This is a genomic window from Hymenobacter taeanensis, from assembly GCF_013137895.1.
Lineage (GTDB): Bacteria > Bacteroidota > Bacteroidia > Cytophagales > Hymenobacteraceae > Hymenobacter > Hymenobacter taeanensis.
This window is the reverse complement of record NZ_CP053538.1, coordinates 3,619,681-3,645,419: the sequence shown is the minus strand read 5'-3', so window position 1 is coordinate 3,645,419 and position 25,739 is coordinate 3,619,681. Positions and strand designations below refer to the sequence as shown.

Below are 25,739 nucleotides of genomic sequence, written 5' to 3'. Positions count from 1 at the left end.
GTATAAAACTCTGCCTTTATTTTCTGAATATAGCCCACTTATTCTGATTTTCTTTTTACTTTACACAATCGATTGTGCATATTAAACATCTCGATAGCCCCTTTTTGATGACGTCATTCTCCAGAAATGTGGCTCTGTGCATTATCGATCCACCCTGTCTGCCTTTCTGACTCCTGTGTCCTTTTGATCATTCCAACCATCCCATGCCCACATCTTCTTCCACCCGTTTAACGCCTCTTCTTACTGGCCTAGCCTTTCTCGGCACGTTAGGTTTAGGCGATGCCTTTGCCCAAACCACGGCCGCTAACACCCTCACGGTGCAGGTAAATAAGCCTGGGGCCCCCATCCAGAAAACGATGTATGGCCTCTTCTTCGAGGACATCAACTTTGCGGCCGACGGCGGGCTCTACCCTGAACTGGTGAAGAACAAGTCGTTTGAGCTGGATGAGCACCTGCTGGGCTGGCGCGGCATTCGGGGCGCGGCGGCGCTTACTACCTACACAGTTTCGAGCCAGCAGCCCATCAGCGCCACTAACAACCATTTTCTGCGCATGACGGCCGCCACGGCCAGCCCCGACGCGGGCTTTATTAATGAAGGCTTCCGGGGCATGGGCGTGAAACAGGGCGGCGAATACACCTTCTCGGTGTATCTGCGCCAGGGTCCTGGCAGTGTGAGTGGCCTCAACGTGATTTTGGAGGAAGGTCGGGCCGGCAACGGCCCCGAAGCCGGGCCCTCGGGAAAAGTACTGGCTCAGACCACCATTACCGGTCTTACCAGTGCGTGGAAGAAGTACAGCGTAGTCCTGAAATCATCGGGTACGGCCGAGAGGGCCCGCCTGAAGCTAACCATGGAAGGCGCCGGCACCCTGGATATTGACGTGGTGTCGCTGTTCCCGAAGGATACCTATAAGAACCGCGAGAACGGCCTGCGCACCGACCTGGTGCAATTGCTGAAAGATATGAACCCTGGCTTCCTGCGCTTCCCCGGCGGCTGCATTGTGGAAGGCCGCAACCTCACGGAGCGGTATCAGTGGAAAGAAACCATCGGCGACGTGGCCAGCCGCGTGCCGCTGGTAAACCGCTGGAACATGGAGTTCAAGCACCGCTCTACCCCCGACTACTATCAGTCGTTTGGCCTGGGCTTCTTCGAGTACTTCCAGCTTTCCGAAGACATTGGCGCTGAGCCCGTACCGATTCTGAACGTAGGCATGGCCTGTCAGTTCAACTCCGCCGAGCTGGCGCCCATTTCGGGGGTAGCGGCCGGTGGCCCGAATGCCAGCTCCTCACACAACCACGAGGACGACGACCCGACGCTGGAAACCTTTATTCAGGATGCGCTGGATTTGATTGAATTTGCCAACGGCCCCGCCAGCAGCCCCTGGGGCGCGAAACGCGTTGCTATGGGGCACGCCGCGCCGTTTAACCTGAAGTACATCGGTATTGGCAACGAGCAGTGGGGGCCCCAGTACCTGGAGCGCTACGAGCCGTTTATGAAAGCCGTGAAGGCTAAGTACCCCAAGATGAACATTGTATCCAGCGCGGGCCCGAGCCCCGATGGGGAGCTGTTTGATAAGGCTACCCAGCGCCTGCGGGAGCTAAATGCTGAGGTGATTGATGAGCACTACTATGCTAAGCCCGAGTGGTTCCGCCAGAACGTGGGCCGCTACGACAGCTACCCCACCACCGGCTCCAAAATCTTCGCGGGCGAATACGCCGCCCAGAGCGTGGCCATCGGTAGCCCCGACAACAAGAACAGCTGGGACTGCGCCATCTCGGAAGCCGCCTTCATGACAGGCCTAGAGCGCAACGCCGACAAGGTGGTAATGGCTTCCTACGCCCCGCTGTTTGCCCACGTAGATGCCTGGCAGTGGACGCCGGATATGATCTGGTTTGACAACTTGAAAGCCTACGGCACGCCGAACTACTACGTGCAGAAGATGTACTCTACCAACCCTGGCACCACCATGCTGCCCGTGCAGCGCGGCGGCAACGCTAAGAATGGTGAGGACAACCTATTCAGCAGCGCCACGGCCGACGACAAAACCGGCGAAATTATTGTGAAGCTGGTAAACTACTCTACGGCTGCGCGTCCGGTTACCATTAACCTGCAGGGGGTGAAGAAGCTGGGCAAAACCGGCAAAGCCACCATACTGGCCAGCAACGACCTGAACGCCGTGAACAGCCTGGAGCAACCTATGAACGTGGCCCCCAAAGACGAGTCGTTTAAGGTGAAGTCCTCGAATGTGACCTACACACTGGCCCCGAACTCGTTCACGGTGCTGCGCATCCCGGGCAAGCGTTAATCAGCCGCAGCTATGACCATGAAACTCTCTCTGCGGCCAGGTATGCGCGCCCTGCTGACTGGCCTGGCACTAGCAATTCTCACTCCTACCCTGGCGCCCACTACGGCGCTGGGGCAGGCCCTGCCGGAGCCCGTGGCGGGCAACCCCATCATCAAAGACAAGTACACCGCCGACCCAGCCGCTATGGTATATAAGGGCACAGTGTACTTATACACCGGCCACGATGAGGCCCCCGCCCGCCAGGAGCGCTACGTGATGAACGACTGGCTCTGCTACTCCTCCACCGATATGGTGAACTGGAAGGAGCACCCCTCCCCCCTGAGCGTGAAGGCGTTTTCCTGGGCGAAGGGAGATGCCTGGGCCTCGCAGGTGATTGAGCGCAACGGCAAGTTCTACTGGTACGTGGCCGTAGAGCATGGCTCAATACCGGGCAAGTCCATTGGGGTGGCCGTATCAGATAGTCCCACGGGGCCGTTCAAGGATGCGCGCGGCTCGGCCATCATCACCAACAACATGACGGAGAGCCCTATCTCCTGGGACGACATTGACCCGACTGTTTTTATCGACGACAAGGGACAGGCCTACCTGTACTGGGGCAACACCAACTGCTATTGGGCCAAGCTGAAGTCGAACATGACGGAGCTGGACGGCCCCATCAACAAGGTGACCACCCTGCCCAAGTTCACGGAAGCGCCCTGGATTCATAAGCACAACGGCTGGTACTACCTCAGCTACGCTTACCAGTTCCCCGAGAAGATTGCCTACGCCATGAGCCGCAGCATTGAGGGCCCCTGGGAATTCAAGGGCATTCTGAACGAGGTAGCCGGTAACTCCAACACCAACCACCAGGCTATTATCGACTTCAAAGGCCAGTCGTACTTCATCTACCACAACGGCAGCATCCCCACCGATGGCGGCAGCTTCCGCCGCTCCGTCTGCATCGACCAGTTGTACTACAACAAGGATGGCACGATGAAGCGCGTAGTCATGACCACCGAAGGCGTGAAGCCCGCCAAGTAGTGGCCCAGCTATAATAAGCGTCATGCTGAGCTTGTCGAAGCATCTCTACCTCTGGCTAATCAACTGGCCCAACGCCCCCCTGCTCACTAGCCCAGGGTTCAAACCCTGGGCTAGTGAATGTTCGTCAGACTGGCTAAGGCCTCTGCAACGAAGCGGTAGAGATGCTTCGACTCCGCTCAACACGACGGGTGAGTGTAATAGCAATCAGTTGGCAAAACCGTGTGACTAGCCCGACATTATGGGCTAGCACACCCGGCCGAACTCCACCCACCAACATTACACAATCGTTTATGTACTCTACTCTTCTGAAGCAGTTTCTAGTGCTGGCTCTCCTGCTAGGCCACTTTGGCACATCAGCCCAAACTACTTCGGCGCTCATTCCGGCGCACGACCCGGTGATGGCCCAGGAGAACGGCACCTACTACATGTTTTGCACGGGGCCGGGCATTGCGGTGTGGTCGTCAAAGGACCGAAAGAACTGGACGCGGGAACAGCCTATTTTCCCTGCGGCGCCGGCCTGGGCTACGCAAGCGGTACCGGGCTTTAAGGGCAACCACATTTGGGCGCCCGATATCTCTTACCACAATGGGGTGTACTCGCTATTCTACTCGATTTCAGCATTCGGAAAAAACACCTCCTGCATAGGCCTGGCCACCAACAAAACCCTCGATCCCAAGTCGAAGGATTTCAAGTGGGAAGATCATGGGCGCGTAATTCAGTCGGTGCCGGGGCGTGATATGTGGAACGCCATCGACCCCAACCTGATCCGGGATGAAAAAGGCACCCCATGGCTTTCTTTCGGTTCTTTCTGGTCAGGCATAAAGCTGGTGAAGCTGCAACCTGACCTAGCGGCCCCGGCCGAGCCCCAGCAGTGGCGCACTATTGCCAAGCGCCCCCGCTCACCCCAGCTCAACGACTCCCTGCCCGGCGATGGTGCCATTGAAGCGCCGTTTATCTTCCGTAAGGGCGATTATTACTACCTGTTTACCTCTTTTGACTTCTGCTGCCGGGGCCCGCAAAGCACCTATAAGATCATGGTGGGCCGCTCTAAAAACGTGAAGGGCCCTTATGTAGATAAGGCTGGGGTAGCCTTAGACCAAGGCGGCGGAACCGAGGTACTGGCCGGCGACAAAAACTGGTTTGGACTGGGCCATAACTCCGTCTATACGTTCAACAAGACCGATTACTTAGTGTTCCATGGTTACGACGCCGCTGACCAGGGCCGCTCTAAACTGCGCATTGAAAAGCTGGGCTGGGACGCCGCGGGCTGGCCGGTGGTGCAGCTATAGTGGCAGCACAAAGGAAATTGTGTAACACAATCGTTTGTGTTTTAACTCCCTGTTTCATACCTTTCTATTGCAGAAAGAATGCTTCTCCTACCGGCGTCGATTTCGGTATCGTTTCCGGTCCTTTTTCTCGTACACAACCTATTTGAAAGGTGGCCTAGGGCTTCTGGAAGCCGTAGCTTAGCACCTTTCCCACTTTTTTCTGCCATCTCGTGACCAAGCCGAATCCTTCTCTCGCTGAATTGAGTGTCAACACCATTCGTCTGCTATCAGTAGACATGGTACAGGCCGCAAACTCAGGCCATCCGGGCCTACCCATGGGGGCCGCACCAATGGCTTACGTGCTGTTTTCACGCTTTCTACGCTTCAACCCCCAAGACCCCGCGTGGCCGAACCGCGACCGGTTTGTGCTGTCGGCAGGCCATGGCTCAGCGTTATTATATAGCCTGTTGCACCTCTACGGCTACGACTTGTCGCTGGATGACTTGAAGAGCTTCCGGCAGCTGCACTCCAAAACGCCCGGCCACCCTGAGTCGAACCTGACGCCGGGTGTGGAGGTAACCACCGGCCCGCTCGGCCAGGGCTTTGCCAACGGCGTGGGTATGGCCATGGCCGAAGCGCACCTTAGCGCCGTGTACAATAAGCCCGGCCACGAGCTGATGGACCACTTCACCTACTCTATTGTGAGTGATGGGGACCTGATGGAAGGCATTGCCTCGGAAGCCGCTTCCCTGGCGGGCCACCTCAAGCTCGGCAAGCTCATCTACCTTTACGACGACAACGATATCAGCCTCGACGGGCCCACCAGCCTGGCCTACACCGAGGATGCTCTGGCCCGTTTTGACGCTTACGGCTGGCACACCCAGCGCGTGATGGACGGCAACGACCTCGATGGCATTGAGGCCGCCATTAAAGCGGCTCAGCAGGAAACTGAGCGGCCTTCTATCATCTCCGTGAAGACCATTATCGGGTACGGCAGCCCCCAGGAAGGCACCAGCAAAGTACACGGCTCTCCCCTCGGCCCCGACAATGTCAAGAAGGCCAAGGAGTTCTTTGGCTTCGACCCCGAGGCCACGTTTGTAGTACCCGAAGAAGTGCGCACGCACCTGGCCGAAGCCGGGCAGCGCGGTGCACAGCTTCAGGCCGAGTGGCAGCAGAAATCAGAGGCGTACCAGCAGGAGTTCGGCACAGAGTGGGAACTGTTCCGGGCTTCGTTTGCGGGAGAGCTCCCCGCAGGCTGGGACGCCTCACTGCCCGTCTTCACGCCTGCCGATGGCGCCATGGCTACCCGCCAGGCTTCCGGTAAGGCACTTACCGCGCTCAAGAAAAGCGTACCCTTCCTGTTTGGGGGCTCCGCCGACCTGGCCAGCTCCAACGAGATGCCCACCGGCGGCGACGCCAGCTTCCAGCCCGGCGCCTACGAGCACAACAACATCTGGTTTGGGGTGCGCGAGCACGCCATGGGCGCGGCCATGAACGGCATGGCCCAGCACGGCGGCGTGCGCACCTACGGCGGCACCTTCCTCACCTTCTCCGACTACATGCGCGGGGCCATCCGCCTCACGGCCCTGGCCGAGTCGGCTGCCACATTCGTGTTCACCCACGACAGCATCGGTCTGGGAGAAGACGGCCCCACTCACCAGCCAGTAGAGCAGGTAGCTGCCTTGCGTACCATCCCGAATATCGTGGTGATTCGCCCCGCCGATGCCAACGAAACGGTGGAAGCCTGGCGCATTGCTATGACCACGCCGAAGTCGCCGGTGGTGCTGATTCTGTCGCGCCAGAAGCTGCCGACGCTTGATCAGGAGAAGTACGGCTCGGCCCGCGAAGGTGTGGCCAAGGGTGGCTACATCCTCAGCGAAGCCGAAGGCGGCAAGCCCCAGCTGATTCTGCTAGCCACCGGCTCGGAAGTATCCTTGGTGATGCAGGCCCAGGAGCAACTCCAGCAACAAGGCGTGCCAACCCGCGTGGTAAGCCTACCCTCCTGGGAGCTGTTTGAGAAGCAGGACAAGGCCTACCAGCAGCAGGTGCTTCCCTCCGACGTGCGCAAGCGCGTGGCTGTGGAAGCTGGCTCGCCCATCGGCTGGCACAAGTACGTGACTGACGAAGGCACCGTCATTGCCATGAACCGCTTCGGCGAGTCGGGCCCGGGGGAGGAGGTAATGGCGTACTTCGGCTTCACGGTAGAGAACGTGGTAAAGCAGGCTAACTGGGTGCTGCAAGGCCAACCCGCCGACATCGAGAAGAAAGAAGTTCTTTCCTAATGGTTGGAAGCCCATCATGCTTGACGGTATTCATAAGTATAGAGCAACAATACCAGCGGGGAGCCATAGTATGGCTCCCCGTTTTCTTACCGCATTACGATGGCTGAAATTACGCCTGCTCAGCGGCGCGTTGCCGTAAGCGCTTTGTTCTTTGTGGCGGGGCTGTGCTTTGCCTCCTGGGCTTCCCGCATCCCCGACATCCGCCTAAAACTTGGGCTCAGTGAAGGTGAGCTAGGCCAGTTACTGCTGGCCTTACCGGTGGGTTCTATGCTGGCGTTGCCGGTGGCGGGCTGGCTAGTGCACAACCACGGCAGCCGGGCGGTGGTCTTGCTTGCTACTTGCCTGTATGCTTTATTTCTGCCCCTGCTGGGGTGGGCACCGGGCTTCTGGAGCTTGGCGGGCAGCCTCGTGCTGTTTGGCTTTGCCGGCAACCTGCTTAACATCTCCGTCAATACGCAAGCAATAGGCGTGCAACAGGCCTACGGGAAACCCATCATGGCCTCTTTCCACGGGCTTTGGAGCTTGGCGGGCTTTCTGGGTGGAGCCCTAGGCACCTTATTTATTCGGTGGCAACAGCCACCCCTCTGGCACTTTCTGCTGGTGATGGTTCTAGGCCTGTTGCTGACGGTGCTGGCCCATCAACGCACCCTTCCGCAAGATACCGGCGCAGAGGCTGGCGGCCCCAGCCTGCGCCGCCCCGAACCGTACCTGCTGCGTATCGGGCTGATTGCGTTTTGCGGGATGCTCTGCGAGGGCTGCATGTTCGACTGGAGCGGCGTGTACTTCCAGAAAGTAGTGCGCCCCGATGCTACGCTGGTTACGGCCGGCTACGTGGCGTGCATGAGCACCATGGCCCTTGGCCGCTTCATCTCCGATTATTTCACTCACCGTCTCGGTACCAACCTCATGCTGCAGATCAGCAGCGCCCTCATCACCGTAGGCCTGGTCACGGCTGTGGTGTGGCCGGCGTTTGTGCCATCGGTGGTGGGGTTTCTGCTGGTGGGGTTTGGCATTGCCTCGGTTACGCCCCTGGCCTACAGCGCCGCCGGGCAATCCACTACCGTGTCGCCGGGCGTGGCATTGGCGATGGTATCTACCATCGGGTACTTCGGGTTTCTGCTGGGCCCACCTCTTATTGGCTTTGTGGCCGAGATATCGAGCCTGCGGGTGTCATTTGCACTGGTAGCTGGCCTGGGCGCGGCTATTGGGGTGCTGGCCGCATTGCCTTCTCCTACCCGGAAGCCAGCTAAACAACTGGCTTAGGACACCTATTTTTAGGTCCATTATCAGAAACAGCTGCCTTAGCTCACGCCAATACTGCGTGGGCTGAGGCAGCTGTTTTTGATGTTTTATCAGTTACCCCTCAGAAAAAATATTTCACCGTAAGCTGTAACCTTCGTGAAAAGGCGCAGTTTCCACCGCCGAATACGCTCCCACACCTCACCGACCAACCGCTTGAACTCGCTCACTGATAATTCGCTCATGCTGCAAGTGAAGGCCGGCCAGGTTGATAAAATGGGCCTGCTGTTCGAGCGTTACCATAGGCCGCTGTTTGCGTTTTTCTACCACTCCAACGGTAACGCCACGGTCAGTGAGGATCTGGTGCAGAATGTATTCTACCGGATGCTGAAATACCGCCACACCTTCACGGGTGAGGGCGAGTTCAGAACCTGGATGTACCACTTGGCGCGCAACGTGCTAGCCGACGCCGCCAAGAAAGACAAACCCTCGCTCCACCACAAAGACGTGGCTGACTTAGCCGAGAAGATTGCCGGCGGTACCCCCGCCGATGGCAGTTTGCAGAAGTCGCAGGATGTGGAGCTGCTCCACCGGGCCATGGCTCGGCTAAGCCCCGACCAACGGGAAGTGCTCGTGCTGAGCCGCTTTCAGGAGCTGAAATACGAGCAGATAGCGCAGCTGCTCGACACCACGGTAGGAGCCGTAAAGGTGCGCGCGCACCGGGCCCTCTGCCAACTCAAGGATATTTATTTGAAACTGGAAAATGGAAGCAAAGTTGAACTGTGAGGGCGTGCAAGTGGAGCTGATGGATTGGTTGGCGGGCACCTTACCAGCCGCCCAGCACCAAGCCGTAGAAGCCCACTTAACCCAATGCCCGGGTTGCCAGCAGGAGCTGGCCACTGTGCAGGCCCTCTGGACCACTATGGGCGAGTTGCCCGTGCCCGCAACCAGTGAGCAGATGCGCCCGCGCTTCTACTCTATGCTGGCCGAGTTTCAGGTGGAGGAGCAACGCAAGCAACGGTGGTCGGTGAGTGGCCTACTGGAGCGGGTGCGCGAGTGGTGGCAACCAGCCTATGCCGTACGCCTGGCCTACAGCCTTGCCTTACTCATTGTAGGCCTAGTGGCAGGCTACGGATTGAAAGGCCGCCCGGAGACGTCCGAGCTGGCCGTGCAGCAACCCGCCACCACTATGCCCGCCGCCACAGAGGACGATGTGCACCAGACCAACGTGCTGGCGCTGCTGAACAACCCCTCGGCGGTGCAGCGCCTGCGGGCCGTGAGCTACGCCGAAGAGGTGGCGCCCAGCAATGAGCGGGTGGTAGCGGCCCTACTCAGCACCCTCAATCAAGACCCCAACGTGAACGTGCGCCTCGCTTCGCTGGAGGTACTAAGTGGGCTCTCCCAAGACCCCATGGTGCGCCAGGGCCTCGTTCGTTCCCTTCCTCTGCAGGAGTCGCCCCTGGTGCAATCGGCTCTGGCCGATGTGATGGTGCGCCTGCAGGAGCGCCGCTCGGTGCGCCCTCTTCGCAAGTTGCTCCAGCAGGACAACCTGAATGAGCAGGTGAAAGACAAAATCGAGCAAAGCATTGAGTCCTTGTCAGATGGCCAGGCTCCCCAACCTTCTACTCCCTCAACCTATCATGAAACGCCCCCTACTACTCAGCCTGATCTGGGCTCTACTGTGGCTGCCTAGCTGCTCTCTGAAAGCCCAGAACCGCGAGGCCACGGAGAAAATCAACAAAGAATTTACCCTCACGGGCAGTGCCGGTAGCAGCACGCTGGCCCTCTACAACATCTTCGGCTCCGTGACGGTGCAGGGCTACAGCGGCAAGACCGTGGTAGTGGAAATCACGAAGACCATTAAAGCGCCTAGCGCCGAGTTGCTGGAACAGGGCAAGAAAGAAGCCCAGCCCGGTTTTGAGCAGCACGGCGACAGTGTGCTGCTGTACGTAGCCGGCCCTCAGGACTCCCGCCCCAACCGCGACCGACAGCAGAACGGCCGCTTTAAGGATAGCTGGAACAATACTAATGAGCGCCCGCACTACTCCTACCAGTTTGATTTTGTGGTGAAAGTACCGGCCGGTATGGAAGTGCGCGCTTCTACGGTGAACGGGGGTAAAATGCTGGTGCAGGATGTAACCGGCCCGCTACAGGCCCGCAATGTGAATGGCCCGGTCACGATTAACAATGCCCAGCAGGCCACCCTGGCGCACACCGTAAATGGTGATGTAAACGTCACGTACGCCGTGGCCCCCACCAAAGCAGCTTCCTACCACACCATCAATGGCAACATTCTAGTGAGCTACCCCGCCAACGTATCCGGCGACCTGTACTTCAAGAGCATGCACGGGGAGATGTTCACCGACTTCCCCAAGGCCGAGGTACTGCCAGCGCGCGTGACGCAAAACCAGCAGCGCGATGGACAGAGCATCAAATACAAACTCAGCAAAGAGACGGCCGTGCGGCTGGGTAAGGGCGGCCCCGATTTCCGCTTCGAAACCCTCAACGGCAACGTCACTATTAAACAGCAAACCCGATGAACAAGCTCCTCTATAGAACCCTCCTGACCCTGCTCGCTTTGGCGTGGGTCCGGCCCACGGTGGCCCAACAAGCTGGCAAAGAACAACTCACCGTGGCTCTCAGCTCGCCTGGCAAGCCTGGCACGCTTCACCTAAAACTAGTGGGTGGCTCCATCAAGGTAGAAGGCACCAGCGGCAAGGAAGTAGTGATTGACGTAGCCAACCGCGGTGCCGGGCGGGTTTCCGGCTCTTCTGATGAGCCCACTCCGGGTGGTATGCGGCGCATATCCCGGGTGAATGGCCTCGATGTGACGGCTCAGGAAAAAGACAACCACGTGTACATCAAAACGCAGTCGTGGCAGAACCCGGTTGACTTCGTGATTAAAGTACCCCGGCAGTTTTCCCTCCAGATTGGCACCGTAAACGAGGGCAACATCTCGGTGCAAAACGTGGCCGGCGAGCTGGAAATCTCCAACGTCAACGGCTCCATCACCCTCGAAGACGTAGCCGGCTCAGCCGTGCTCAACACCGTGAATGGCAACATTATCACCAACTTCAAAGACATCACCAGCGGAGTGCCCATGGCTTTCTCCAGCGTGAACGGCAAGATTGATGTGAGCTTGCCGGCCAAAGCCAAAGCCGACCTGAAACTGAAGTCAGACCGTGGCGAAATCTACAGCGACTTTGACCTGGCCGTGGACAACAACGCCCCCAAAGTAACCCGCACTGCCAAAGACGGCACCTACCGCGTGAGCGTGGACAGCTGGACCAGCGGCAAAATTAACGGCGGCGGCCCTGAGTTTATGATGAAAACCCTCAACGGCAACATCTACATCAGAAAGGCTAAGTGAGTGAAGTAGCCTGCGGAGCCTCTAGCTGCAACTAGAGGCTCCGCCTTTATCGGGTAGCTATCCTGCCTGTCTCTAATACTACTAGATGATGTAGAGACGCAATATTTTGCGTCTTGGCGTTAGCCGCTCTGCGCTTTGGGCGCTGAGGTTCTGTGGGCTGTCATTTAATTACGGTTATGCTGAGTGCAGCCGAAGCCCCTCCACTGTTTCGTTGCAGAGGCCTAGGCCAGTTGAGTAGCCAGGGGTAGAGATGCTTCGACAACTGGACGCCAGATCAAGCAGGATATTCTTTATCTGCCCGAAGAATTTTGGGAGCTGGAATACCAACACCCCCTCCCTTCAAACGGCCACTAGGCTAACCGATTAAGTACAATAGCGCCACGGTGAGACGCGAAATATGACGTCTCTATAGCTGAGTCTGCTACGGCATCTGTAACGAATATTCGTTCGGCCGGTACTCCCTTTCCTGCTCCCTATAACAGCGCAGCTTTTGCTGCTGCCGGGCACGCGCTTGCCCGATTTTTCGCCTCCCTCCTCTTATTCTGACTCTTTCCTTACACCGCCAGGCTATGTCTCGTACCTCTATTCTGCGTTTTTCATTTGTGCTTCTGGGGCTGGCTAGTGGCCTAGGCCTAGCTCAAGCCCAGACCCCGACCCCTCCCCCGGCTGCTACCGGGGCCTCCTCTCCCGCCCCGAAGCGCCAGCTGCAAACCCTGCGCATCACGGAAGCTATTAAGCTGGATGGGGTGCTCAATGAAGCCGTGTGGCAGCAGGCGCCCATTGCTACGGGCTTCACCCAGCAGCGCCCCAACCCCGGCGTACCGGAAAAGCAGAAAACTGAAGTGCGCGTGCTCTACGACGACGCCAGTATCTACGTGGGAGCCATCATGCACGATGTATCCCCCGACTCCATCCCGCGGGAGCTAACGGCGCGCGACAACACCGGCAACTCCGATTTCTTCGGCATCTTTCTCGATACCTATAATGACCACCTGAACGGTTACGGCTTCATTGTAACCAGCAGCGGCGTGCAGCTTGATTCCCGTTACTCCCCAGCCGGCGGCGAAGACTTCAACTGGAATGCTGTGTGGGAAAGCAGCACCTCTCTGCAGGGTACTGATTGGGTGGCGGAAATGCGTATTCCGTATTCGGCCATCCGCTTCAGCAACGCGCAAGAGCAGCTCTGGGGCCTGAACTTTATGCGCCAGCGCAAGCGCGACAACGCCGCCTATTTCTGGAATGAGGTGAAGCCCGCCGCCAGCGGCTTCGTGAACCAGTGGGGTGAGTTGCGCGGCGTGCGCAATATTAAGCCACCGCTGCGCCTCTCACTCACGCCCTACGTATCAAGCTACGTAAACCACAACCCGCTAAACGCGGAGGGCACGCGCCGCACCACCACCAGCTTCAACGGTGGCGCCGATATTAAGTGGGGCATCAACGAGAGCTTCACGCTAGATGCTACGCTGGTACCCGACTTCGGGCAGGTGCAGAGCGACAACCAGGTGCTTAACCTCTCCCCCTTTGAGGTGCAGTTTAATGAGAACCGGCAGTTTTTTACGGAGGGCACCGAGCTGTTTAACAAGGGAAACCTGTTCTACTCGCGGCGGGTGGGGGCCACGCCCATTGGCTTCTACGGTGTGCAGGCGGGCGCTACGGAGAAGATCATTCGTAACCCCGCCGAAACCCGCTTGCTGAACGCTACCAAAGTCTCGGGCCGCACCAAGAGTGGCCTAGGCATTGGGTTTTTCAATGCCCTCAGCAATGATGTGTATGCTACCCTGCGCAACACCGAAACCGGCCAGGAGCGCGAGGTAAAAACCCAGCCCTTCAGCAACTACAACATTATGGTGCTGGACCAGAGCCTCAAGAACAACTCCTACGTTTCGCTCATCAACACCAACGTAACCCGCGCCGGCAGCACCTACGATGCCAACGTAACGGGCGGCCTGTTCCGCTTTGCCAACAAGAAAAATGCCTACGCCGTAGATGGCAGCCTGGTGTATTCGCGCCGGCGCGGCACCGCTTTCGGCTCCGATAGGCCTATCGACGACCAGGATGGCTACAAGTATACGCTGGGCGTGGGCAAGATCAGCGGCAACTTCACCTGGGGCCTGAACCACGGTATTGAGTCGGCGTCGTACAACCCCAACGACCTGGGCATCTTGTTCGGCAACAACAATATCACGCAGTCGGTGGAAGTGGCCTACCGTAAGTACAAGCCGTTCTGGAAGGTGAATAACATGTCCTTCTTCGCGCAGGCCAGCCACTCGCTTTTGTACCGGCCTACGCTCTACCAGAACATGAGCTTCTACACGGGCTTCAACACCACCTTCACCAAGAGCTTCCTGCAGGTGGGGTACGACTTCGACACCAACCCCACCACCCACGATTTCTATGAGCCCCGCACGTTTCCGCTAGGCCAGTACTACGTGCGGGTGCCCGGCAACACCGGCATCGTGGTGTTCGTCAATTCCGATACGCGCAAGAAGTTCTCGTACGGCTGGAACCTTGGCAACCGCACTTTTGCCCTGGATGAGCGTTTGCCCCGGGAGCGGCGCGTGAAGTACAGTGCTGGCTTCTACCCCCGCTACCGCGTCAACGACCACCTCACCTTCCGCTATAGCCTCGACTGGAGCCTAGTGAATAACCAGATTGGTTACGTAAACGGCGGCATGAGTGCCAGTGAGCCGCTCGACAAGCCTTTCCTAGGCCAGGTCATCCTCGGCCGCCGCGATGTAGCCACCGTTTCCAATGTGGTATCCGTGGCCTACACCTTCACTAACCGCATGTCGTTTACGCTGCGCACGCGCCACTACACCAGCAACGTGCGCTACGCCGATTTCTCCCAGCTGGGCCCCAATGGTGAAGAGAAACTAGTGGCCTACCAGCGCAACCGCGACAATACCTACAACGCCTTCAACGTGGATGCCGTGTACTCGTGGTGGTTCGCGCCCGGCTCGCAGGTGAGCATCGTCTGGAAGAACGCCGGCTCTACCTACCTGCTCGCTGAACAGGCAACACCTCTTTACTTCGATAACTTCAACAACACCATTAACACGCCCCACAATAACTCCTTATCAGTGAAAGTACTCTATTACCTCGACTATCTGAGCTTCCGAAAGAAGCGGTAACTGCCCAGCTGCTGCCGTACTGGCTTAGCAGCACGTTATAGAACAAAAAGCCCCTGCTAAAACAGCAGGGGCTTTTTTGGTTGAAGAGGTAAGAGAGAACTGCGTTTAGTGCGCGATGGTGATGCGCTTGTTCTCTACTTTGCCATTCATAATCATGCGGCAGAAATAGACCCCATTCGGTAACTCACTGCCATTTACCTTCACATCATACGCACGCCCACCTTCTACCTCAGCATTGAAGAGCGTTGATACCAGGCCACCTGCGCTGTTGTAGAGATACACCTGCGCCTTACCACCCAGCACCATACGGAAGTGGATAGTGCCCTGTTCAGTCATGGGGTTAGGATAGACTTCCAGCAGGCCGCTCTCGGGTACTGCCGTTGGAGTAGGCCCGCTCAGGACCATTGGCTTGCTGCTGCTAGTAGTAGCGAGAGTCGTGGTATTAGTACCAGAGCCGGTTACCGTTACTACGTCTCCTGCTCCCAAGTCGCGCCGTAGAGTTTGCGTTCCGTTCCAGTTATTTGAGAACCAGACACCACCACTGCTGCGGTACACGGTAATAGCTAGTCGATCTACCTTCTCCGTTGCCGCTGGGTTGTCAATGCCATCAAATAGATCCAACTGCATGGTGCAATTGCCTTCGATGCTTTGCGCAACTCCACCTACAATTTCTGCAATGTTGGCTTTGCTGCTGAATTGTGCAGTGGGGTTGGTAGTAGCCAGAGTAGAAATAGCGTTGCTCTTCAGCTTATAGGTGTGCAACACACCGGGCGTTTCTTTGCCATTCCGGTCGTAGTAGCTGTTCACCGTAATTTCGGCACCACCCTGTGGGTTTTTCAGGCTCTTGTTGTATTGCACATAGAAGGCAAAACTAGAGGAGCCTTTAATGTAGCCAGCAGTGCCAGTGGCATCAAACTTACCACCGCCCGCAATCAGGCCACCAGGAGTTGGTGCTGCTACCATTACCTCTTTGTCGAGCGTTGAATTATCTATGCTCTTGTAGTTTCCGGTTACCACTACGGCAATATTCAGGATAGCGGCCGAGCTACTGATACTGTATTGCACACTAGCTGCAGCGGTTCCTACCGTTAGGTCGCCGGGGTTAACCAGCCCCACCGGCAGGTTTTGCGCCCCATTGATGGGCACCAGCGTTGTACCGTTCCGAACAAAGAACGAGGCTTTGGCTGTCCGGATATCTCCGGTGAAGTTGGGGTTGTTCCGAATGGTAGCCACTAAGTTCAATGTGGCCGTAGAGCTGCTTGAACCAGTTGTCCAGAAGAAGCTAGAGCCTGTGTAGTACGTATCCGCTACTGGATTAGCAGTCTGCTGCGTGATGGTAGCCTTCGTAGTGGCGCTGGTAGTCGTCAGGCTATAGTTGCTGGCGGCTGTTCCGGCCAATGTAAAGCCAGTAGCTGTTACCACTTTGTCAACTCCTACATTTTCATCAGAGAAGGTAGCAGTTCCTCCTGTCAGGGTCACATTAGGCACGTCAGCGGTGAGTACACCAGTTAGTGAGCGGGTCAGGATGGTAGCAGTAGTGGTACCATCATACATCCTGCTGGCCGCTGTGAAGGAAGGCGTAATACCCAGCGGCGTAATATCTGCGGAGGTAGATGCCACCGACATGAGGCTGTAGTTGCCGGCCTGAGCTCCTGCCAGGCTAAAGCCGGTGCCGGTCACCGGCTTACCGGTTCCAACATTCGCATCAGCATAGGTGGCAGTTCCACCGGCCAGGGTTACCGCGTCACCCGCAAACACGTTGTTAAGGCTTCGAGTGGCAATTGTGCTGCCAACCGTACCATTGTAAACTCTGCTATTGGCAGTAAATGAGCCCGTGATACCCAGGGCCGTGATATCGGCAGTGGTAGTGGCGGTGGTCGTTGTCAGGCTGTAGTTACCAGACATGTTTCCTGACAATGCCAGGCCGGTGGCGGTTACCGTTTTACCCGTACCTGCGTTTTTGTCGCCAAAGGCGGCAGTACCGCCCGTTAGCGTCACATCATCCTGACCAACAATCCCCGTAAGGGTCCGGCTGGAAATAGCCGCCGTTGTGTTGTTGTTGTAAACCTTATTGTTGGCCAGAACAGCAGGTACTAGCGGCTTGGCGGTAATGGCAAACGTAGCTCCGGGCGCCAGGCTCAGATCGTAGTTGGTGCCAAGGCTGAGGGTGCCGAGGGAAATAGCATACGTCTTTACCTGTTCACCGTCAGCCCGCACTAATTGCCCGGAGAAGCTGTCCTCGGCCACTTTAGAGCCGGTGGCAATAGTGTAGGCCAGTTGCGGATCAGCAACGGTGCCGTACACCTTGCTTTGGCCTGCCGTAGCTGTTACCTGAATAGGGCGCGGCGTAATATCAGCCGTTGTGCTGCCCACAGATGTGAGGTTATAGTTGCCGGCCTGGGCACCGCCCAGAGTCATACCGCTCGCCGCAACTGTTTTGCCGCTTGCTACATCTTTAGTGTTGAAAGCGGCAGTACCGCTGATCAACGTTACAGCATCGGTACCAAGTACCCCATTTGGAGTCCGACTGATAACGGTAGCAACGGTATTACCATCATACACCTTGTTGCTGGCAACGAATGAGCCCGTTATATCCAGTCGAGCGATGGTGGCCGTTGCAGTAGCCACCGAGCTCAGGCTGTAGTTGCCTTTATCGGCGCCATCAAGAGTAGCATCGGCCAGGGTCACTATTTTGTCAACACCCACGTTTTTATCGGCGAAGGTAGCCGTACCACCTGCCAGGGCCACCGCGTCCTGACCAATTACGCCCGTCAGCGTACGAGTTAAGACGGCGGCAGCGGTTGATGCGTTATAGATTTTGTTTTCGGCGGTGAAGTGACCCACAACTGCCAAAGGCGTGATGTTTGCCGAAGTGGAAGCTGTAGCATTAGCAGAGTAATTCCCCTTATCGGCGCCGCCCGCTATGCTTACATCAGCCCATACAGGTTTTCCGTTGCCTACGCTTTTGTTATCAAAGGCCCCATGGGTGGCTTCTACCAGTACCGCATCACCTTGCACTAGGCCACTACCTATAGTGGCATGAGCCGTAGCATCTGCATTGCCATTATAGGTTTTGTTGTCGGCCGTGATGACGATTTCCAACGCCTTGGGCGTGATAGCAGCAGTAGTGGAGGCACTTGTGGAAGTGAGGCTATAATTGGAAGAAGCGGTGCCACTCAAGGCTACAGTTGCCGTCACCGTTTTACCACCGCCAACATTCTTGTTGTTGAATGCGGCGTAGCTTACTGTAACTCCTACTGCTTCCCCATCAATGAGGTCAGCATCAGGCACCGAACCAGTAGCCGTAGCCGCAGGGCTACCGTTGTAGGTTTTGTTCTGGGCCACAATTGTAGCCGTGAGCTGCTTAGCCGTGATGGCTGCTGTGGTTGTGGCGGTAGCGCTGGCGCTATAGTTCCCCCTGTCAGCGCCACTGAGTGCCAAGCCATTAGCCGTTACTGTTTTATTAGCACCCACGTCCTTGGTATCAAACGTAGCCGAACCACCGGTCAGGGTTACGTCGTCATCCGGTAGCTGCCCGGCAAGGCTGCGGGTTAGAATGGTGGCATTTGTGTTGCCATCGTAGGTTTTGCTTTGTGCTGTGAATACCGGAGTAATGGCTTTGGGAGTGATGGCCGCCGTAGCTGTAGCCGTACTATTGGCGGTATAGTTGCCAGCATCGGCGCCGGCTTTACTAACAGCAGCCGTTACCGTTTTGCCAGAAGCTACATTCTTATCATTGAAGTTGCCTCCTCTGCTGCTCACCGTTACTACATCATTCATCACCAGTCCGCTGGTAGAAGCCAGGAGTGCAGAAGTTATAGCAGCTGTATTTCCATTGTAGACCTTATCGGTAGCGGTAATGGAAATAACCAGGGGTTTGGCCGAAATTGCAGCAGTTGTGGTAGCCGTGGTATTAGCCGTGTAGTTGTCCGCATCAGCCCCTGCTTTGCTCACATTGCTGTTTACAGTTTTGGTGGTACCCACGTGCTTATCGGCAAAGAGTGCTTCCGTAGCACTCACCGTTACTACATCATCGTCTACTAGGCCACTTGCAATGGAAGCCGTTACGGCTGCGTTCCGGTTGCCATCATACACTTTGTCTTGGGCCGCAATGGCAATGGAGAGTGCTTTACTGCTGATAGCCGCCGTGGTGGTGGCCGTGGTGTTGGCAGTGTAGTTGCCAGCATCGGCACCGGCTTTGCTTACAGCAGCCGTAACCGTTTTGCCAGTACCCACATTCTTGGTATCAAACAAGCCATTGCCTGCGCTTACCGTTACGGCATCGTTGGATACCAGGCCACTTTCAATAGAAGCTGTTACAGCAGCATCGCGGTTGCCATCATAAGGCTTATTAGTGGCGCTGATGGCAATGGTCATTGCCTTGGGCGTGATATCAGCTTTGGTAGTTGGGTTAGTAGCAGGTAAGCGGTAGTTGCCTGCGTCCGTGCCGGTCAGGCTGAAACCTGTACCAGTTACGGTTTTTGCCTCACCCACATTCTTATCGACGAAGCTGGCAGTGCCTGCTGAAAGGAATACCTGATCGGTGAGCAATACCCCATCAATGGAGCGGCCAGTAATACGCGTTGCCAGGTCACCGTTATACACTCTACTAGCGGCCGTGAAGGAAGGCACCAGCTCAGCGGCCGTAATATTGGCCGTGGTAGCGGCCGTGTTAGAAGTCAGGCTGTAGTTACCGGTTGCCCCGCCACCCAGCGCTACCGTAGCCATAACCGGCTTGGTATTCCCAACGCGCTTGTCGTTGAACTGGGCATCGGTAACTGTTATCGTTACGATGTCGTTGCCAACCAGATCAGCAGCTAACACGCTGCCGGTGGCCGTGGCATCCACAGTAGCATCATATACCTTATTCTGGGCCACAATGGATGCTGTCAGGGCTTTGCGTGTGATGGCAAAGGAGCTGCCAGAAGCTAGGCTGAGGCTGTAGTTGTTGCCCAGCGTCAGGCTACCAAGACTGATGGCGTAGGTATTTACCAGTTCACCTTCAGCACGCAACAGTTGTCCGGAGAAGTTGTCGCCGCTTACTTTGGTACCGCTGGTAATGGTGTAGGCCAGTACCGGATCGGTAGTGGTGCCGTACACTTTGCTCTGGCCCGCCGTGGCGGTTACCTCCAGAGGGCGGGGCGTGATGTCGGCAGTAGCCGTGGTTGTAGCACTGACGCTGTAGTTGCTCTCATCGGCACCCGTCAGGCTTAGGCCTGTGATGGTAACCGTCTTGGTATTCTGAACATTCTTATCGGTGAATGTAGCCGTACCCCCAGTCAGTGAAACCACGTCGCTGGGCACTACTCCATCTAGGGTGCGAGTGGCAATTATTGCCGCTGTACCACCGTCGTAAACCTTGTTGTTGATGGTTACTGAGGCGGTAAGTGGTTTAGCCGTTATGTCGGCTTGAGCCGTGGCGATATTTGCTGACAACCGGTAGTTAGGCGCTGATGCACCGCTCAGGGCCACAGTAGCCGTTACCGTTTTATCAGCTCCAACCTGCTTGGTGGCAAACACAGGGTTGGTTACATCTACCCTCACTTCATCACCGCTAACCACTTCTGCGGGTAATACGCTGCCGGTAGCAGTGGCTACTAGGCCACCATCATATACTTTATCATTTGCAGCAATAGAGGCCGTTAGGGCTTTAGCCGTGATGGTAAATTTCACTTGGGGCGTGAAGTTCAAAGTGTAGTTATTGCTCAAGCCCAAGGAACCCTGCGTGATGTTATACGTGCCCACAGTGTTTCCCTGTACTCTCGATAAGCTGCCTGTGAAAGCATCGTTACCCACCAACGTAACGGGCTCATAGGCCAGTACGGGCTCAACAGAACCATACGTTTTGCCTTGCCCAGCCGCAGGTGTTACCGTAACGGCTTTCGGAGTGATGGTAAAATCGTTGGGCACATAAGTCAGCGAATAGTTATCGATTGTGGAAGCGCTGGTTGACTTGCTCCTGATAGACAAGCTCCCCTGACCAATTGTGTAGGCTCCTACAGTATTCCCTATGGCCCGGCTTAAGGCTCCGGTGAAAGCATCAACACTGGCCAGGCCACTGCCGCTTACAGCATAAGTGAAAGCCTCTGGCTCATTGTCGCCGTATACTTTGGTTTGCCCAAGGTTTGCTGTAATCGTAATGGGGCGAGCCGATACTTCCAGCGCAGTGCTGTTGTCAGAAGCTTGTGCAAACGTATAGTTACCATACTTAGCAGCCAGGCCTGCTCCGGTTACCCCATACCGGCCTACCGGACTAGCAGCATCGGCCACAGAAGTAAAGCTTGCTGTTCCGGTGGTAGCAGTGGCAGCAGTTTCATTATTGACGAAACCAGTTACGGTGCCACTGAGCGAACCATTTGCCTCGCCATACATTCGGGTAGCGGAGTTAGCGGTATACGTCAGCGTAGCGGCCGTAATGTTGGCAGTAGCGGTGGGGTTAGTGGCTGACAGGCTGTAGTTGCCGGCCTGTGCTCCGTCCAACGTAAAGCTGCTGACCGTAACCATTTTGCTGGTGCCCACATCTTTGGTATTGAAGTTGGCTATGCCACCTTCCAGCGTCACATTATCACCTTCCAGTACCCCATTTAGGGCCTTGTTCAGAATTACTGCCTGCGCAGTGCCATCATATACTTTGCTTTGGGCAGTGAACGAAGCCGTGAGTTCCGCAGCCGTAATGTTGGCTTTAGTTGTGGCAGTGGCATTAGCCGTGTAGTTGCCGGCATCAGCGCCAGCTTTGCTAACATTGGCCGTTACCACCTTGTTCGTACCTACATTTTTGTCTTCGAACGAGCCACCGCCCGCGCTTACGGTCACAACGTCGTTGTCTACTAGGCCACTTTCAATGGAAGCGTGCGTCGTGGCTGAGGTAGAACCATCATATGTCTTGTTATCAGCCGTGATGGCGATAGTAAGTGCCTTCGCTGTGATGTCGGCGGTAGTAGAAGCACTCGTAGAGGTGAGGCTGTAGTTGCCTTTGTCTGTACCCGCAAGCTCTAGGCCACTGGCCGTAACTGTCTTGCCGCTGCCTACATTTTTGTCCGAGAAGTTCAGCGCGTTAATGGTAAAGCTTACCGCATCCGACTCAACGATGCCTGACAAGCTGAGCCCGTTAATCAACGCCGTAGTCGTACCATTATATTCCTTGTTCAGGGCAGTAACGGTAGCAACCAGCGGTTTGGGGGTGATATCCGCCGCAGTGGTAGCGGAGCCATCCAGGGAGTAGTTACCCGCATCGTTACCTGACAGGGTCAGGCCCGTGGCCGTAACGGTTTTGCTCTGGCCTGCGGCCTTGCTAGCAAAAGTAGCGGTGCCCAAGTTGCTCAGGCTAACATCATCACCCTGTAGCTGGCCACTTACCGAGCGCCCCGTGAGGGAAGCCTCCGTATTGCCGTCGTATACTTTGTTGCTAGCCACAATATGTGCCGTAAGCGACAAGGCTTTGATGTCAGCAGTGGTAGTAGCCAATGGTGTAGCCTGCAGTGCATAGTTGCTTGCTTGTGCCCCACTCAAGGTAAAGCCCGCTCCGGTTACTGTTTTGTTGTCAGCAGCAGTTTTATCCGCAAACGTGGCAGTACCACCTGCCAAGCTTACGTCTTCGTTGCCAACCTTCCCGCTTACTGAGCGGGTAAGGATTTCAGCGGCGGTGTTACCGTCGTATGTTTTGCTTTTGGCAGTGAAAGAAGCCGTGAGCAGTTTGGGGTTGATGTCGGCTGTAAGGTTTGTTGGCAGCGAGAGGCTGTAGTTGCCGGGCGCAGTGCCACCGAGGGTTAGCCCCGAAACCGTTACCGCTTTAGTAGTTCCGATAGAGGCAGAGGCGAATGCACCAGCGGCTGTACCGTTCAGAGCAACGGCTCCTGCTACTTCTGCGGCAGGAACACCAACCAAAGAAGGCGTACCCGTCAGGGCCGCCGCAGCAGTACCATCATAGGCTTTAGAGCTGGCAGCTAGTCCGGCTACTGTTAACGGTTTAGCCGTAATACCCGCTGTAGTGGTAGGTGAGGTTGCCGACAAAACATAGTTCGTCGCATCCGCTCCAGTTAAAGAAAAGCCACTTGCCGTTACTGTCTTACCGGTGCCGACGTTCTTATCAGCAAAGCTGGCTGTTCCTCCCGTTATGTTTACGGCATCAGTGCTCAAAACACCGGCTAAGTTTCTTTCAACAATAGCTGCAGCCGTGGTAGCATCATACTCCCGGGTAGCCGTTGTAGTGAAGGAAGGGGTTAGCGTGGCCGTCGTAATATTCGCCGTGGCAGTTGTAGTGGCCGAAGCCAGGCTGTAATTTCCTGCTGCCGCACCTGTCAGGCCTAGGCCTGTAACTGTTACGGTTTTGCCATTTGCTACCACTTTGTCAGCAAACGCAGCCGTACCGCCAGTTAGGGTTACATCTTCGCTACCAACTTTACCTGTTACTGAGCGCGTCAGAATGGTAGCCGTTGTGCCAGCGTCGTATACTTTGTTGCTGACCGTGACGACAGGAGTCAGGGACTTGGCCGTGATGTTAGCAGAGAGGCCTGTTGGTTGAGAAAGGCTGTAGTTTCCTGCGTCCGTATTGCTGATCGCAAATCCTGATACAGTCACGGCTTTGCCCGTTCCTATGTTACCATCATTAAATGCTCCCTGAGCACCTGCACTGCTGAAGTTTACCGCATCGCCAGAAAAAACGCCGGATAAAGCAGCGCTACCTGTGTTCAGAGTGGCTGTTGAATTTCCGTCGTACACTTTATTACTGGCAGTTACGCCAGTAATAGTAATTCCCTTTGCTGTGATGGTAGCGGTTAGGCCAGTAGGCTGAGTCAGGGTATAGTTGCTGGCTGTGGTACCGCTCAAGCCTAAGCCTGACACGGTTACAGGCTTGTTCGTACCTACTACCTTAGTTGCAAATGATGCTGTAGCGCCGGACGTATTCAGCGTGACGGTTTCGCCACTGACCACTCCGGATAAAGTGGCGTTGCTTGTATTTAGAGTTGCTGTTGAAGTAGCATTGTACTCTCTGTTATTAGCAGTAATGTTCGAAACAGTTACCGTCGCTTTGTTAACAGTAAGCTGATTCGCGCCGGAAGAAGAATCGTAAATATTATCGCCCACGAAGCTGGCAGTAATACCATTACTATAAGTAGCAGAAGGAATAGTGCTTGGAAGATTAACCGTGATCATAGCTACTCCTGCAGAAGTCGTGTTTGTAGACCCAACAAAAGTATTATTCAACGAAAAGCTAATGGGCTTACTCGCCACCAATGAGCCATTACCCTGTCCACTTGACTGGGTAAGAGTCGCTTTTAGCGTTATAGACCCATTATAAACTCCTGCACTCGACTCTACGGCTAGATTTGTCTTAAAACCATCCGTAAACACCCATGTTGCTTTTGCTCCACTCTGGCGTCCAACAGCCGTAACTATGAACTTCACCCCTAAGTGACGTTCCTCAATGGCATAATCAATCTGCCACGTCCCATCAGAGTTTACCCCAATGTCATAACTGTGGTAATCAGGATAGTCAGGTTCCTCTTTGAACTCGACGTGCACCATTTGATCCTGAGTCCAGCCGGTGCCAGTAATGTGAGCTATTTCACCGGGCGCGTAGTCATCCTTATCTGAAGTGACTGTTTGTGCCATAGCGCCTACTGATACAAAGAAGCTCAGCAGCAGGAACAGCAAGCACCAATAGGCCTTGAGTTGTCTCCCGATTTTTGGGGTGGGTAGGGGTGTACGCATAGGTGTGCTAAGTGAAGGGTTACGAAGCTCTACTACTGTAAAAAGTTCAAGAATTGGCTGGCACTAACCCTAGCTTTATAACCTCAATGAGGAATAACAACCACTAGCAGGATGCCATTATTCATCTAAGTTATTGTCATTTTTTAATAAAAATTATCATAAAAATATTTTTTATTGTTTTATATCAAGTTTTAATTCGCTTTATTATGGAATATGACTGACGCAACATGAATATGACTATAACGTTATCAACAACGGCTTTAAACCCTATTTGCACGCTGTTGACCGTCATTTCCAGCTATAAAAGTCCTATTCGTTATTTCAGCAACCTACTGTTCTGCTTACCCTCGTATTTCAGCTGTTCACCAAGCCAACTATGTTACAGCAGATAAGCAGTGCTTTCAATGCACTAACTTCAACCGGTGGATGTACATAGCTTCGTAAGACAATGAATAATCCTATTATAGGCTACTGTATATTCTGACTTACTATATTTAGCTAGAAATACATAAAAGCTGGTCAAATTGCCCTATTGGCCAATTTTTCAGATTTACAAGGATATACTCACCTTGAATGGCGAATAGTTCAGTAGGAACTGTCAGTGGTAAACGATATTAAACAAAGCAAAACTCCTATATGAAACCCTTGAGTAAGGATTTACCCTTTATTAAGTAACTGCGCTCTGATTATATTAAGATAAGTGGGTATAAGCGTTGTTAACAAAGGCTATAATGAGCGAGGACGAGTGACGCCGTTGTATACTCACGACCTTATATTTTCTCCCACAAGTTAAATTTGCACCGTTGAAAAGCTAACTCAGGTAAAACTGAACAATTCTATCATTTAGCCACTAAAAGAATGTTCTCAGCCAGTTTTTGAGGCTTTTCGCCGAATTTTTTTGGAATAAAAATTAACTCCTTCAGCCTTCCTTACTTCAGTCCTATTTTTTAGCTATCAACTCAGGAGCTTTATGGAGCATTACTTCAACGCCAGTAAGCTGTTGAGGTAACCACATCATCTTTTCACCACTGCCGCGGTTGGTGCAAGCGTAATAAGAAAGCCCGTCATGGCTTGGCGAGTAGTGCTGATGGGGTTGTTAGTAGCCTCTATTCACACGGCGGGTACTATGGCCCTAGCTGCACAATGGCCTTAAGTATCTCAGGTTGGCAGGCAGCAGTGAAGCTGGTAGCAGCCAACAGAATCAGGTAGCTGGCTTTACCGTTGTTGCCCTTCCACTCAGCACACTACACCATAGGGCCGCGCTGCAGAGCTACTTAACCTGGGTCATTCTGCACTTTGGGGTTAGCTACTACCCAGTAAACTCACCCGATCTGGTGGCTCTCTCGAAGTTCTTTCCCCTGCTCGTGGCTTCGCACCGCTGAAACTAGGCGGGGATGGTTACATCGGTGTTGGTT

General features: G+C 55.2%; 11 protein-coding genes. 10 read left to right on the top strand and 1 reads right to left on the bottom strand.

What is annotated here, in order from left to right:
- The first annotated feature begins 203 nt into the window (after nt 1–203).
- The 10 genes from HMJ29_RS15290 to HMJ29_RS15245 all read left to right on the top strand — a co-directional run bounded on the left by HMJ29_RS15290 (nt 204) and on the right by HMJ29_RS15245 (nt 14,613).
- Nucleotides 204–2,303, top strand: a complete 2,100-nt coding sequence (locus HMJ29_RS15290) for an alpha-L-arabinofuranosidase family protein (RefSeq protein ID WP_171592304.1) — start codon at nt 204–206, stop codon at nt 2,301–2,303.
- 18 nt (nt 2,304–2,321) lie between these two features.
- On the top strand, nt 2,322–3,323 hold the full coding sequence (locus HMJ29_RS15285; RefSeq protein ID WP_244679184.1) for a glycoside hydrolase family 43 protein: 1,002 nt from the start codon (nt 2,322–2,324) through the stop codon (nt 3,321–3,323).
- A 290-nt stretch (nt 3,324–3,613) separates the two neighbouring features.
- Nucleotides 3,614–4,612: an arabinan endo-1,5-alpha-L-arabinosidase gene (locus HMJ29_RS15280; RefSeq protein WP_171592303.1), complete on the top strand. Its 999-nt coding sequence runs from the start codon at nt 3,614–3,616 to the stop codon at nt 4,610–4,612.
- A gap of 209 nt (nt 4,613–4,821) precedes the next feature.
- Nucleotides 4,822–6,873, top strand: coding sequence for a transketolase (gene tkt / locus HMJ29_RS15275; RefSeq protein ID WP_171592302.1), 2,052 nt, complete (start codon nt 4,822–4,824; stop codon nt 6,871–6,873).
- Between the two features lie 99 nt (nt 6,874–6,972).
- Nucleotides 6,973–8,136: an MFS transporter gene (locus tag HMJ29_RS15270; protein WP_171592301.1), complete on the top strand. Its 1,164-nt coding sequence runs from the start codon at nt 6,973–6,975 to the stop codon at nt 8,134–8,136.
- A gap of 192 nt (nt 8,137–8,328) precedes the next feature.
- On the top strand, nt 8,329–8,898 hold the full coding sequence (locus HMJ29_RS15265) for an RNA polymerase sigma factor (protein ID WP_317241567.1): 570 nt from the start codon (nt 8,329–8,331) through the stop codon (nt 8,896–8,898).
- Entirely contained in the window at nt 8,876–9,805 is a 930-nt protein-coding gene (locus HMJ29_RS15260; RefSeq protein ID WP_171592300.1) for a HEAT repeat domain-containing protein, read from the top strand. Before HMJ29_RS15265 ends, HMJ29_RS15260 begins: the two co-directional genes overlap by 23 nt.
- Nucleotides 9,753–10,652 (top strand): DUF4097 family beta strand repeat-containing protein, encoded by a 900-nt coding sequence (locus HMJ29_RS15255; protein WP_171592299.1) that lies wholly within the window; start codon nt 9,753–9,755, stop codon nt 10,650–10,652. The genes HMJ29_RS15260 and HMJ29_RS15255 overlap by 53 nt, the downstream gene beginning before the upstream one ends.
- The gene (locus HMJ29_RS15250) at nt 10,649–11,482 is read left to right on the top strand and encodes a DUF4097 family beta strand repeat-containing protein (protein ID WP_171592298.1); all 834 of its coding nucleotides are present in this window, start codon (nt 10,649–10,651) and stop codon (nt 11,480–11,482) included. Before HMJ29_RS15255 ends, HMJ29_RS15250 begins: the two co-directional genes overlap by 4 nt.
- A 569-nt stretch (nt 11,483–12,051) precedes the next feature.
- A complete protein-coding gene (locus tag HMJ29_RS15245) occupies nt 12,052–14,613 on the top strand; it encodes a DUF5916 domain-containing protein (RefSeq protein ID WP_171592297.1) in 2,562 nt (853 codons plus the stop codon).
- A 105-nt stretch (nt 14,614–14,718) separates the two neighbouring features.
- Here the strand turns inward: HMJ29_RS15245 and HMJ29_RS15240 are convergent, their stop codons facing one another.
- Entirely contained in the window at nt 14,719–24,324 is a 9,606-nt protein-coding gene (locus HMJ29_RS15240) for a YDG domain-containing protein (protein WP_171592296.1), read from the bottom strand.
- Nucleotides 24,325–25,739 lie beyond the last annotated feature (1,415 nt).